Raw genomic sequence first — 12,815 nt, forward strand, 5'->3', positions numbered from 1 at the left:
GAGGGTGCCGGGCATGCCCGGAAGGCCGGCGGCGAGGAGGGCGAGCGTCCCGGAGGCGGGGCCGCCGGACAGGTCGGCGCCGATGCCCGGAACCGGCATCCCGCGCGCTGCACGCCGTTCCGCGGGCCCCATGCCGGGTACGGGGCCGGGGTCGATGTCGGGGACGTGCCGCGGCGCCGACAGACGCGCGCGTACCGCCTCGACGAGGGCGTCTCGGACGCCGTCGACCGCGCTGTCCGGGTCGGCCGGGGCGGCGGCCACGGCGAGCGAGGCGACCTGCTCGTACCCGGCGATCTCGCGGGCACCGGCGCGCAGGATGAGTGCGTGCCCCGGCGGAATGCGCCGTACGCCGTCGTAGGGGGTGGAGTCCTGCACGGCGGCCGGTACGTCGGGAGCGGCGAGCAGGGCGGCGAGATGGCCGAAGTCGAGGTTGGCCTCGATGAGGTCGGCCAGCGGCAGCGCGGCCGTCGCGTACGCGGTACCGCCCGCCCAGGGGGTGTGGAACACCGGGCGGGCGCCCGCGAGATCGCCGCACACGGTGATGCGCCGGTCGACCTGGACGATCGCGGTGTAGCTGCCGGGCCAGGCCGTCAGATGCCGCAGTGCGCCTCCGCGCGCGGCGAACAGGCCGACGCGCAGCTGTTCGTCCGTCGCCCCGCACGTGCCGAGGACCGCGATCCGGGTCCGGGCGTCGGCCCGCACCACGCGCACCTCGTCGGACCGCCAGTCGCCGACCGCCCACAGCGGATCCGGGTCGCCCCACAGGAGTTGGGAGCCGACCGGGTGCAGCGTCTCACCGTCATGGCCGATCCGGCCGCCGTCCTCGGCGGCGTACGCGCCGGGGCCGCCGTACGCCCCCGCTCCCGATGTGCCGGGGCCACCGGGGCCGGTGGCCGCGGCGGTGCTGCTCCATCCCACCAACCACCGCATCGACGCCTCCACAGGCTGTGGACAACAGCTGCACCGTCCGAACGGTTCACATGCTGCCACGAAGAACGCGCCGCAGAGGGAGGTGACGCCGCGCAGGATCCGCCGAGTGCGCCCGCCCGAGCGCCCCCGCACCGACCTGGAGGACTGGGTGAACTCCCGCGCGTGGGGCGGCGATCACCGCGTGCACCCCCGCGCGTGCGACGCGAATGCGCCCCCGATACGCTCCCCCAGAACGCCCCGAGCGCCCTGGATTTCCATGGTGGGAGGCGTATTCGCCGACGGAACACAGGGTCGATTTTCAGCCAAATACCGCGTGCCGAACCGCTGTTCACACAGGTTCGCACACGCTCCGTCACGCTCGCACCCTCGACACGGCGCGTCGGTCCGGGAGGCGGAGAACGCCCCCCGGACCGCTCCGCCGCCCGCGGGGATTGTGGCGGCGGTGTCCCCCAGCCCACTGGATCCAGTACAGCGGGCCGACCCACGCACCGCCCATGGAAGCGCTCCCCGGTTGGCCGGAGTAGAGCGCACGGACGGGCGCACGGCCACACGTCGGGAGCACGCCGCAACCGTGCGTATGGGGACCCGTACTTCCGTACGGACCACAATCCCGCCAACCGGAAGAATGCCCCTTAACGCTTGGGATGCGGCGAACTACGCTGGGTTTTACGAATGCCGCATGGTTATGCCAGCGCGGCAGCCGTCTGTGTCGAGGGGTGGCGCAATGTCCAGGGAGCAACGCGGGCCGAACGAAAAACTCGGCGCCGTTCTCGCCCTCGCGGGAATCAGCAACGCGGGACTCGCGCGTCGCGTCAACGACCTTGGCGCACAACGCGGGTTGACGCTTCGCTACGACAAGACGTCGGTGGCGCGCTGGGTGTCGAAGGGCATGGTGCCGCAGGGCGCCGCGCCACATCTGATCGCGGCCGCCATCGGCCAGAAGCTCGGCCGGCCCGTGCCGTTGCACGAGATCGGGCTGGCGGACGCGGACCCCGCGCCCGAAGTGGGCCTGGCCTTCCCCAGGGACGTCGGCCAGGCCGTGCGCTCGGCGACCGAGCTGTACCGGCTCGACCTCGCGGGGCGCCGGGCGGGCTCGGGCGGCATCTGGCAGTCGCTGGCGGGTTCGTTCGCGGTGAGCGCGTACGCGACGCCCGCCTCGCGGTGGCTGATAACCCCGGCCGACAGTTCGGTGGCGCGCGAGGTGAACTCCGCCGAGGCCTCCGGCGCACCGCTCAAAGTCGGCCACAGTGACGTACGGAAACTGCGGGAGGCCGCCGAGGACGCCAGGCGCTGGGACTCCAAGTACGGCGGCGGCGACTGGCGTTCGTCCATGGTGCCGGAGTGCCTGCGGGTGGAGGCGGCCCCGCTGCTGCTCGGCGCGTACTCCGACGAGGTCGGCCGTGCCCTGTTCGGCGCCTCGGCCGAACTCACCCGGCTCGCGGGCTGGATCGCCTTCGACACCGGTCAGCAGGAGGCCGCCCAGCGCTACTACATCCAGGCGCTGCGCCTCGCGCGCGCGGCGGCCGACGTACCCCTCGGGGGATACGTCCTGGCCTCCATGTCCCTCCAGGCGACCTACCGCGGCTTCGGCGACGAGGGCGTCGACCTCGCCCAGGCCGCCCTGGAGCGCAACCGCGGTCTGGCCACGGCCCGCACGATGAGCTTCTTCCGGCTCGTCGAGGCACGCGCCCACGCGCGCGCCGGTGACGCTCAGGCCGCCGGCGCCGCCCTGAAGGCGGCCGAGAGCTGGCTGGAGCGGGCCCGCGACGGCGACCACGACCCGACCTGGCTGGGTTTCTACTCCTACGACCGTTTCGCCGCCGACGCCGCCGAGTGCTACCGCGACCTGAAGGCACCACGCCAGGTGCGCCGCTTCACGGAGCAGGCGCTGTCGCAGCCGACGGAGGAATTCGTGCGCTCGCACGGCCTGCGGCTCGTCGTGTCGGCCGTAGCCGAGCTGGAATCGGGCAATCTGGACGCGGCATGCGCGCAGGGCGTGCGGGCGGTGGAGGTGGCCGGCCGGATCTCGTCCGCCCGCACCACCGAGTACGTCAAGGACCTCCTGCACCGCCTGGAGCCGTACGGCGACGAGCCGCGCGTGGTCGAGCTGCGCGAGCGGGCCCGGCCGCTGTTGATGACGCCGGCCTGAGCCGGCCGCGCCGGTGGCGCCTCACGGGTTTGAAGGCATTGTCAGTGGCGCAGTGCACTATCGAAACCGGGAGGTGGTGCAGGTGCGGGCGATCGGCTACGACTGCGACGTGCTGGTGATCGGAGGCGGGATCGTCGGCCTGTCGACGGCGCACGCGATCAGCCGTGCCGCGCCGGGCACCCGGGTGACCGTGCTGGAGAAGGAACCGGGCCCGGCCCGCCACCAGACCGGCCGCAACAGCGGCGTCATCCACAGCGGGATCTACTACCGCCCCGGCTCGCTCAAGGCGCGTTACGCGGTCCGGGGCTCCGCCGAGATGATCAAGTTCTGCGCGGAGTACGGCATCCCGCACGCCGTGACCGGCAAGCTGATCGTCGCGACGGACCGCGCGGAGCTGCCCCGCCTGCACGCCCTGGCCCAGCGCGGCCGGGAGAACGGGATCGCGGTCCGCGAGCTGGGCCCCGCCCAGATCGCGGAGTACGAGCCGGAGGTCACCGGCCTGGCGGCGATCCACGTCGGCACGACCGGCATCTGCGACTTCACCGCGGTCGCCCGGCAGCTCGGCGAGGCCTCCGGCGCGGAGATCCGCTACGGCGCGCGGGTGGTCCGCGTCGACCGCCGCCCCGACCTCGGTGTGGCCGTGCTCACCGCGCGCGGGGACGTCGTCCGCGGTCGCGTCCTGGTGAACTGCGCGGGACTGCACTGCGACGGGATCGCCCGCCTGACCGGCGACGATCCCGAGGTCCGCATCGTCCCGTTCCGCGGCGAGTACTACGAGCTGGCCCGCCAGGGCCTGGTGCGCGGGCTGGTCTACCCGGTCCCCGACCCGGCCTTCCCGTTCCTCGGCGTGCATCTCACCCGCGGTCTGGACGGCAGCGTCCACGTCGGGCCCAACGCGGTCCCGGCCCTGGCCCGCGAGGGGTACGGCTGGGGGGTCGTCCGCCCACGCGAGGCCGCGGCCACGGCGGCCTGGCCCGGCGCCTGGCGCCTGGCCCGCAGGCACTGGCGCCACGGCGTCGGGGAGCTGCACCGGTCGCTGTCCAAGCGCGCCTTCGTGGACGAGGTCCGCCGCCTGCTGCCGGCCGTCGAGCCGCAGGACCTGGTCCGCGCGGCCCCCGGCGTCCGCGCCCAGGCCGTCCGCCGGGACGGCTCCCTGGTCGACGACTTCCTCATACGGCAGTCCCCGCGCGCGATCCACGTGCTGAACGCCCCCTCACCGGCGGCGACGGCCTCCCTGCCGATCGGCCGGGAGGTGGCCCGCAGGGCACTGGCGGCCCTGCGGGCGCCGGAGTCCCCGGGGACGCGGGGACCGGGGACACGGGGACCGGTGTAGGCGGGCGGCGGCGCCACGGTGATCACCCCTCGTCCGCACGCACTCCGGCCGGCCCGGCCCACCCCCGCCGGCGCCCGTAAAATCGACCGCACTGTGTCTGATTCGCTGAGTACCCCAGAACCTCCCAGGCCCGCCCCCGGTGATCACCACCCCGGCGAGTCCGTCCGCCGTACCCGCGCCAAGGGCGAGCCGCGCTTCCCCGACGGTCCGAGGGCCGATCCCGCCGGGTCGCATTTCGAGCGGCGGATCAGGAGCTTCCAGCCGCGCCGCAGCCGGGTGACCGCGGGACAGGCCGACGCCCTCCAGCGGCTCTGGGCGAAGTGGGGCCTGGACATCGACGGCCACCAAGTCGACCTCGCCGACCTGTTCGGCAACGACCGTCCGGTCGTCCTGGAGATCGGCTTCGGCATGGGCGAGGCCACCGCCCAGATGGCCGCCGCCGACCCGGAGACGAACATCCTCGCCGTGGACGTCCACACTCCCGGCCAGGGCAATCTCCTCAACCTGGCGGACCGGACCGGCCTGAGAAACGTCCGCGTGGCCAACGGCGACGCGATCATCCTGCTCCGCGAGATGCTCCCCCCGGACTCCCTCGACGGGCTGCGCGTCTACTTCCCCGATCCCTGGCCCAAGAAGCGCCATCACAAGCGGCGCCTCATCCAGCCGGAGTTCCTCGACCTGGCCGCGACCCGGCTGAGACCGGGCGCGCTCGTGCACTGCGCGACCGACTGGGAGCCGTACGCGCAGCAGATGCTCGAGGTGCTCACCGCGCACCCGGCCTTCGCCAACAGCCGGGCCGGCGGCGGTTTCTCGCCGCGTCCCGGCTTCCGGCCGCTGACCCGTTTCGAGGGACAGGGGCTGGACAAGGGTCATGTGGTGAACGACCTGCTCTTCCGCCGCGTACAGCACGAGGGTCGCCGGGACCACTGACCAGCCGGAATTCCCCCCACCACCGTCCTCTCCCTCGTTAGGGTCGATGCCGTGGCCACCAGTTCCCCGTTCCCACCGCTTCCCCCGCACCCGCCGCAGCCCGGCGGCCCGGCCGAGGGCGGTGTGCTGCGGCACGCGCACTGGTGGCAGCACAAGTGGGTCCGCTACGGCGCGCTGATCACGCTGCTCGCCCTGTCGGGGCTGGTGATCCTCGCCCTGGTCCGTGAGCAGACGGGCACGGAGGGGTTCCTGGTGGGACTGGGCCTCGCGGTGCTGCCCGTGCCGCTGCTCATCGCCGCGTTCCGCTGGCTCGACCGGGTGGAGCCCGGCCCCTGGCGGAATCTCGTCTTCACGTTCGCGTGGGGCGCGTGTGCGGCGGCGCTGATAGCGATCGTCGCGAACAGCTTCGCGGTCCGCTGGATAGCGACGGCGACGGCCGACCCCGCCCACGCCGACACCCTGGGCGCGACGGTCATCGCGCCCGTCGTCGAGGAGTCCGCCAAGGCGGCGGCCGTTCTCCTCGTGTTCCTGTTCCGCAGGCGGGACTTCACCGGGATCGTCGACGGGGTGGTGATAGCCGGGATCACCGCCACCGGCTTCGCGTTCACCGAGAACATCCTCTACCTCGGCAACGCCTTCGGCACCGACCAGCTCACCGGGGACGGCGGCATCGCCTCCGTCACCGTCGCGACGTTCTTCGTGCGCGTCGTCATGTCGCCGTTCGCGCACCCCCTGTTCACGGTCCTGACCGGCCTCGGCTTCGGCATCGCCGCACTGTCCGGCGAGCGGCAGCGGGTGCGGCGCGTGGTGCTCCCCCTGTGCGGCCTGTTCCTCGCGATGCTCATGCACGCCCTGTGGAACGGCTCGGCGACCTTCGGCGAATGGGGCTTCTTCGCCGTGTACGGGGCGATCATGGTGCCCGCGTTCGGGGTGCTGACCTGGCTGGTGGTGTGGACGCGCCAGCGGGAGCTGGGCACCGTGCGCGACGAGTTGCCCGCGTACACGGCCGCCGGCTGGATCGGCCCGGCCGAGCCGTACGCCCTCGGCTCGATGCGGGCGCGCAGGATGGCCCGGCAGTACGCCCGCCGTCACCTGGGCAGGCCCGCGGCACGGGCGGTCGCGCAGTACGAGGCCTACGCCACGTCTCTCGCGTTCCTGCGGCACCGCGGACGGCAAGGGCGGGGCGGCGCCGACTTCGTCGCACGGGAGCGGGAGTTGCTGAACGAGTTGTGGCGGCGCAGGGAGGTGGCCCGGCCGACGCTGGAGCACGCGTCCCGGCTGGCCGCGCCCGCGCCCCTGCCGGTGTACGGGGTCTACGGCACGCACGGGGCGTACGGGTACCCGATGGGCGCGGCGCATCCGCAGTCCGGGTACTACGGGTACCCCGGACACACCGGATACGGCTCACCCCAGCCGCAGGCCGCCTACACCCCGTACGCCTCGCCGTACCCGCAGACCCCGTACCCGCAGATCCCGCACGCCCAGGCCCCGCACGCCCAGGCCCCGTACGCCCAGCCACAACAGCCCTGAGCGCCGTACGGACCCGTGCCCGCTAGGCGGAGGCCTCGGTGAGGCGGGTGATCTCCGCCTCCGTCAGTTCGAGGTCGGCCACCGCCAGCAGGGCCGGCAGCTGGTCGACCGTGCGGGCGGAGGCGATCGGCACGGCGACCGTCGGCCGGGCGGCGAGCCAGGCCAGGGCGACGGTGGCGACCTCGGCGTCATGGGCGCGGGCGACCTCGTCGAGGACGGTCAGCACCTTCTGCCCCCGCTCGGTCGCCAGGTGCTTGGCGGCACCTTGCGCGCGGGCGCTGTCCACCGTCGCACCGGGCCGGTACTTGCCGGTGAGGAAGCCGGACGCGAGCCCGTAGTACGGCACGGCGACGAGGCCGGAGGAGGCGACGAGGTCCTGGAGTTCGCCCTCGTAGGTGTCGCGGGAGACCAGGTTGTAGTGGGGCTGGAGTGCCACGTACCGGGCGAGACCCTCGCGGTCGGAGAACTCCAGGGAGGCCCGCAGGCGTTCGGGCGAGATGTTGGAGGCGGCGATCTGCCGCACCTTGCCCGCCCTCACCAGTTCGTCGAGCGCGCCGACGATCTCCTCGACGGGCACCTCGGGCTTGTCGAAGTGGGTGTAGTAGAGGTCGATGCGGTCGGTGCCCAGGCGCCGCAGCGAGGCGTCGGCGGCGGCCTTGATGGTGGCCGCGGCCAGTCCCTGGTGGTCGGGGTGCTGGCTCACCTTGGTCGCGATCACGAGGTCGTCGCGGTTGCCGCGGGCCTTGAGCCAGTTGCCGATGATGGTCTCGGACTCGCCGCCGCTGTTGCCCTCGATCCAGGCGGAGTAGGAGTCGGCGGTGTCGACGAAGTTGCCGCCGGCGGCCGTGTAGGCGTCGAGGACGGCGAAGGAGGCCGCCTCGTCCGCGGTCCAGCCGAAGACGTTGCCGCCGAGGGCGAGCGGGAAGACCTCCGGGCCGGAGGAGCCGAGCTTGCGCAGAGAAGTCATGAGCTATGACAACACCCTGGCCGAAGGCACGCATTCCGCGCCTCCGGCCAGGGTTCACGAACATCCGGGAAACATCCGGGCGTAGACCTCACCGACCCCCGTGACACTTCCCGGAAGACCTCGGGGGAACCCGGCAGGGTTCCTCCGGGAAGAAGGTCAGGGGTTGAGCCCCTTGTCCCGCAGCCAGGCGGCCGGGTCGATGCCGGAGCTGGCGCCGCCGGGGTGGACCTCCATGTGGAGATGGGCCCCGGTGACGTTGCCCGTGGCGCCGACGCGGCCGATGACGTCGCCGGTGGCGACCTTCTGGCCGATGCTGACGCTGATCGAGGACTGGTGGGCGTACCAGATCTCGGTGCCGTCATCGAGGGTGAGCACGGTCTTGTACCCGTACGACCCGTCATAGCCGGCGGCCGTGATGGTGCCGCTGTGCACGGCCTTGATGAGCGTGCCGGTGGGGGCGGCGAAGTCGAGGCCGGTGTGGTACCCGGAGGACCAGTAGGGGCCGGCCTGACCGAAGGTCGAGGTGATCGTGTACGAGGAGGTCGGCAGCGTGTACTGCTTGGCCAGCGCGGCGAGGCGCTCGGCCTCCGCCTTCGCTGCGGCTTCCTCCGCGGCCTTCTTCTTGGCGGCGGCGGCCTTGGCCGCGGCCTCCTTCTCGGCCTGGGCGACGGCGTCGGCGGCGGCCTTGGCGGCGGCGGTCTCGGCGGCTTCCTGGGCCTTGGTCTCGACCTGGGTCTGCTGCGACTCGACCTGCGCCATGATCCGGCTGCGCAGCGCCTCGCCGGCGTCGGCACCGCTGTCGGTGCTCTCCTCGGCGACGGTCTCGGCGCCGAAGGTGCTGAGCGCGGGGGCGGCCGTCTCCTCTGGGGTGTCGTCGTCCGAGATGAGGGAACCCACCGAGGGCAGGTCGGGAAGGGAGATGGAGACCGGTGCCTTGCCGGTGTTGGCGCTGGCCATGCCCGCGCCGCCGACGGCGGCTATGACACCGACGCCGAGAACGGTGGAGCTGCGGGCGAGTCCGCCGCGCTGCTTGGCGACGCGGTGCTTGCCGCGCACCGGGCGAATGGAATCCTCGGTGGGGTTCCACTCCTCCCAGGGGCCCTCGTCGGTGCGGTACGTGCCGTAGCCGAAGGTCTGCTGGGCGGGCACGGTGGGGGCTTCTGGGACAGGCCGGTTGGACGCCACGCGGGCGTGCTCCTTTCCTTCCGTCGCCTACCGGGTTAGCTGACGGGTTCGGAGCGGGAAGGTCTCCTACGCGCGTATACCGGCCGTGACTGTACGGCGGCTTCGGCGCGATTCACCCCAAGTTGGTGGTTCCCCGGTTCCCTTGCGGGATTCGGCGCGTGCGCACGGAGCCGACTCTTGTGACGGCTGGGACGACCGCGCTGCGTTATCGAACGTTAATAGACTCGGGGGCGGGATTCCAAGCCGTTCTGCTTGATCAACAACATTTCTGGCCTGGACTTTCGACCCACGACCGGTGAAAAACGGGCGAGTTGACCACCGCCCGGACACCGCTCAGGAGTCATACGGTTTTTGATGGTGACTCAGATGTGATGCGGAGGGCTCCGACGCGATCACGGAAGGTGACATCAGCGCCGCTCCGAACGCACCGAGGGCCGGAATCCCATGATCAGGATTCCGGCCCTCGGCCTTGAGTAGCGGGGACAGGATTTGAACCTGCGACCTCTGGGTTATGAGCCCAGCGAGCTACCGAGCTGCTCCACCCCGCGTCGGTGTGACACCAGTCTACGCCATGCGGGGGACGCTCCGAACCACGGTCGGACCCGGGGGTCCGCGCAGGGGGTCCGTCAGAGCAGATGAGCGTTCGGCGCCTTGGCCTGCGCCGCGTACTCCGGAAGTACGACGACGTCCGCGCCCGCGGCGGCGAGCAGGCCGCTGCCGTCGGCGTCGGTGACGAAGGTGTCCGGCTCCCGCCACGCGGTCACGACCCGGCGCACGCCCGCGTCGAGGATGAGGCGGGCGCACGGGGCGGGCCTGGAGGAGCGCCGGGCGCAGGGTTCCAGGCTGCTGTAGACGGTCGCGCCGGCCAGCCGGGGGTCGGCGGGGCCGATCTTGGCGAGGGCCGCCTCCTCGGCGTGGACGACGGGATCGCCGGCCTCGCGGGAGTGGCCGCGCGCCAGCTCCGTGCCGTCGGCCGCCACCACGACCGCGCCGACGCTGAACGCGGTCCGCGACGGCGGGCAGGCCGCGGCCAGCTCGCAGGCCAGGGCCAGCCAGTGCCGGTCGGCGGCGGCGGGGAGCGGGCCGGTACCGGGTGCGGTGGGCTCGTACGACATCAGGACCACGTCCTCGATGCGCCGGGTCCCGGTCAGGCGCAGGCGGCCACCCTGGTAGCCCCCGGGGCCGAAGAGCCGGGGCGCGTGCGGGTCGCCCACGAACAGCGGGGCCATGACGAGCTGGAGTTCGTCGGCGAGGCCCGCCTGGAGGAGCTGGCTGTGGACCGTGCCGCCGCCCTCGACCATGAGGCGCCGTACGCCCCGCACGTCGTGGAGGTGTTCCAGGAGCCGGCGCCAGTCGAGGCCGGGGCCCAGCGGGACGACGCCGGCGGCGCCGCCGAGACCGAGGGCACGGGCGCGGTCCGCGCCGGCGTCCGTCGTGTAGAGCACCTTCTCGCCGCCGGTGTGCCAGAACCGCGCCGCCGGGTCCAGCTCTCCGGTACCACTGACCGTCACCTTGAGGGGGTACTCCGGCTTCCCGGCGGCCATCCGGGCGGCACGGCGGACGGGCGAGTTGACCAGCAGGCGCGGGTTGTCGGCGCGGATCGTGCCGGCGCCGACCAGGATGGCGTCGACCGAGGCCCGTACCTCGTCGACCCGGTCGAAGTCGGCCGGGCCGGAGAGCAGCAGCCGGTCGGGGCCGGTGTCGTCGAGATAGCCGTCGAGGGAGACGGCGGCGGACAGCAGGACGTACGGGTACGGCATCGGCGCGGGTCTCCCCTTGGTTCAAGTTTGAAACAAACCTACACTGGACGCATGACGACCCGCTGGCTCACCCCCGAGGAGCAGCGCGCCTGGCGCGCGTACATCGCCGGATACCTCCTCCTGGAGGACGCGATCGACCGGCAGCTCCAGCAGGAGGCCGGCATGCCTCACGCCTATTACTCCATCCTCGCCAATCTCTCCGACGCGCCGGAGCGGCGGCTGCGCATGACCGACCTGGCGGAGCGGCTGAAGATGACCCGCAGCAGGCTGACGTACGCGGTGACGCGGCTGGAGAAGGACGGGCTGGTGCGGCGCGAGGACTGCGAGTGGGACAAGCGCGGCAGCGTCGCGGTCCTGACGGACCAGGGCATGGCGGTCCTGGAGAGCGCGGCACCCGGTCATGTCGACACCGTACGCACCCTGCTGTTCGACCGGCTGTCGCCCGAGCAGGTGGGACAGCTGGAGCAGATCTTCACGCAGGTCGCGCAGGGTCTGCAGGGGGACGGCGGCGAGGCCGCGCCCGACGAGCTGCCCTGGCGCCGGCGCTCCTCGCCCTGCTCGGGAACGCCACAACCGGACGACCGGGCCACGTGAGCCGCGGCACAATTCCGTTGCTTCAAATTTAAAGCATGCGGTAGGGTCACGATCGTAGATCTGCTTCAAATCTGAAGCAGAAACCCGGACCCGGAGAACCCGCATGCTCGACACCCCCGCCGCCACCCAGCGTGCCCGCGTCCGGGTACCGCTGCGCTTCCACGACGGCTACTCGGTCGACGCCGAACTCGTCACCTTCCACGGACTCGCCGACGGGCAGGAGCACGTCGCCGTCGTCCTCGGCGAGCCCGGCCCCGTCCCGCTCGTCCGGCTGCACTCCGAGTGCCTGACCGGCGACGTCTTCGGCTCCGCCCGCTGCGACTGCGGCCCGCAGCTGCGCGAGGCGGTCGAGCGCATCGCCGAGCACGGCGGGGTCCTGCTCTACCTGCGCCAGGAGGGCCGCGGCATCGGCCTCTACAACAAGCTCGACGCCTACGCCCTCCAGGACCAGGGCCTCGACACCTACGAGGCGAACGCCGCCCTCGGGCTGCCGGAGGACGCCCGGGACTACACCGCCGCCGCCCAGATGCTGCGCGCCCTCGGCATCACGGAACTCGACCTGCTGTCCAACAACCCCGACAAGGCCGAGCAGCTCCGCGGGCTGGGCATCGGCGTCCAGGAGCGCGTGCCCACCGGCGTCTTCACCACCCCGCACAACGTGCGCTATCTGCGCGCCAAGGTCCTGACGACGCAGCACACGCTGCCGCTGGCCGACCTGACCGAGGTCACCGCTCTCACCGAACTGCACGTGAGCTGAGCCCGAACGGCCCGTCCAGCGCCGCCCACTGGAGCAGCATGATGGTCTTCGCGTCGGCGATCCCGCCCGTGCGGATCAGGGCGAGCGCCTCCGTGAAGGCAAGCTCCACGACCGTGATGTCCTCCCCCTCCTCGGCGACGCCGGCCGTCTCCGCGCCGGGTGCCGAGCCGTCGTAGGGGGCGGCGAAGAAGCTCAGGCGTTCGGTGACCGAGCCGGGGCTCATGAAGGCGTCGAAGACGTGCTCGACCTCGTGGACGGTCCGCCCGGTCTCCTCCACGGCCTCGCGGCGGATCGCCTCGCGCGGGTCGTCGCCGTCCAGCAGCCCGGCCGCGGTCTCCAGCAGCATGCCGTCGGGGTGGCCGTTGACGTAGGCGGGCAGCCGGAACTGCCGGGTCAGCAGGACCGTACGCCGGTGGGGGTCGTAGAGCAGGATGGTGGCGCCGTCGCCGCGGTCGTAGGTCTCGCGCTGCTCGCGGCTCCAGTGGCCGTCGCCGTGCCGGTAGTCGAAGGTGGTGCGGCGCAGCACGGACCAGTCGCAGGCGAGCACCTCGACGTCGACGACCCGCACGCGCGCGTTGCCCGTCAGATCGCGGCCCTCACGGTCGAGTCCGGTACGGCCGCGGGGGTCGGGGACGTCGATGCCGGGGCGGCCGGCGGGGGCGTCGGCGTCGACGTCCCCG

The 12,815-nt window shown here is 72.6% G+C and carries 11 protein-coding genes, 1 tRNA gene and 1 riboswitch; of the genes, 6 read left to right on the forward strand and 6 right to left on the reverse strand.

The annotated features are described in order from the left end of the window. Positions 1 to 930 (reverse strand): macrolactam cyclase family protein (locus tag BZL64_RS22790; RefSeq protein ID WP_483025104.1); only part of this gene is annotated, 930 nt, incomplete at its 3' end. 724 nt (positions 931 to 1,654) lie between these two features. Here BZL64_RS22790 and BZL64_RS22795 point away from each other — a divergent pair. The 4 genes from BZL64_RS22795 (at position 1,655) to BZL64_RS22810 (ending at position 6,872) form a co-directional block, all read left to right on the forward strand. Then, positions 1,655 to 3,079 carry an NsdA family TPR-like regulatory protein gene (locus BZL64_RS22795; RefSeq protein WP_086771060.1) on the forward strand — a complete coding sequence of 475 codons (1,425 nt, stop codon included), beginning with the start codon at positions 1,655 to 1,657 and terminating at the stop codon, positions 3,077 to 3,079. Positions 3,080 to 3,131: 52 nt separating this feature from the next. Further along, positions 3,132 to 4,412: an L-2-hydroxyglutarate oxidase gene (gene lhgO, locus BZL64_RS22800; RefSeq protein WP_244205448.1), complete on the forward strand. Its 1,281-nt coding sequence runs from the start codon at positions 3,132 to 3,134 to the stop codon at positions 4,410 to 4,412. A 93-nt stretch (positions 4,413 to 4,505) separates the two neighbouring features. Continuing rightward, a complete protein-coding gene (trmB, locus tag BZL64_RS22805; protein WP_208639497.1) occupies positions 4,506 to 5,342 on the forward strand; it encodes a tRNA (guanosine(46)-N7)-methyltransferase TrmB in 837 nt (278 codons plus the stop codon). A 51-nt stretch (positions 5,343 to 5,393) separates the two neighbouring features. Next, complete coding sequence (locus BZL64_RS22810; protein ID WP_425276063.1) at positions 5,394 to 6,872, forward strand: PrsW family glutamic-type intramembrane protease; 1,479 nt, start codon at positions 5,394 to 5,396, stop codon at positions 6,870 to 6,872. A 22-nt stretch (positions 6,873 to 6,894) separates the two neighbouring features. On the opposite strand, the gene BZL64_RS22815 is transcribed toward BZL64_RS22810, so the two are convergent. The 4 genes from BZL64_RS22815 to BZL64_RS22830 form a co-directional block, all read right to left on the reverse strand. Beyond that, positions 6,895 to 7,839, reverse strand: a complete 945-nt coding sequence (locus BZL64_RS22815; protein WP_086771063.1) for an aldo/keto reductase — start codon at positions 7,837 to 7,839, stop codon at positions 6,895 to 6,897. A gap of 156 nt (positions 7,840 to 7,995) precedes the next feature. Continuing rightward, positions 7,996 to 9,024, reverse strand: coding sequence for a M23 family metallopeptidase (locus BZL64_RS22820; RefSeq protein WP_086771064.1), 1,029 nt, complete (start codon positions 9,022 to 9,024; stop codon positions 7,996 to 7,998). A gap of 9 nt (positions 9,025 to 9,033) precedes the next feature. Continuing rightward, positions 9,034 to 9,191: riboswitch (cyclic di-AMP (ydaO/yuaA leader) on the reverse strand. Positions 9,192 to 9,498: 307 nt separating this feature from the next. Then, a tRNA-Met gene (locus BZL64_RS22825) sits at positions 9,499 to 9,572 on the reverse strand. Between the two features lie 78 nt (positions 9,573 to 9,650). Beyond that, positions 9,651 to 10,784: a dihydrofolate reductase family protein gene (locus BZL64_RS22830; RefSeq protein ID WP_086771065.1), complete on the reverse strand. Its 1,134-nt coding sequence runs from the start codon at positions 10,782 to 10,784 to the stop codon at positions 9,651 to 9,653. Between the two features lie 51 nt (positions 10,785 to 10,835). Between BZL64_RS22830 and BZL64_RS22835 the strand changes: the two genes are divergently transcribed. Next, positions 10,836 to 11,378, forward strand: coding sequence for a MarR family winged helix-turn-helix transcriptional regulator (locus BZL64_RS22835; RefSeq protein ID WP_086771066.1), 543 nt, complete (start codon positions 10,836 to 10,838; stop codon positions 11,376 to 11,378). A 103-nt stretch (positions 11,379 to 11,481) separates the two neighbouring features. Then, on the forward strand, positions 11,482 to 12,135 hold the full coding sequence (locus BZL64_RS22840) for a GTP cyclohydrolase II (RefSeq protein ID WP_086771067.1): 654 nt from the start codon (positions 11,482 to 11,484) through the stop codon (positions 12,133 to 12,135). Here the strand turns inward: BZL64_RS22840 and BZL64_RS22845 are convergent. Then, positions 12,113 to 12,775, reverse strand: coding sequence for an NUDIX domain-containing protein (locus tag BZL64_RS22845; protein WP_086771069.1), 663 nt, complete (start codon positions 12,773 to 12,775; stop codon positions 12,113 to 12,115). The genes BZL64_RS22840 and BZL64_RS22845 overlap by 23 nt on opposite strands. Positions 12,776 to 12,815: the final 40 nt, after the last annotated feature.

The organism is Streptomyces bobili (genome assembly GCF_002154575.1).
Classification (GTDB): Bacteria; Actinomycetota; Actinomycetes; order Streptomycetales; family Streptomycetaceae; genus Streptomyces; species Streptomyces bobili.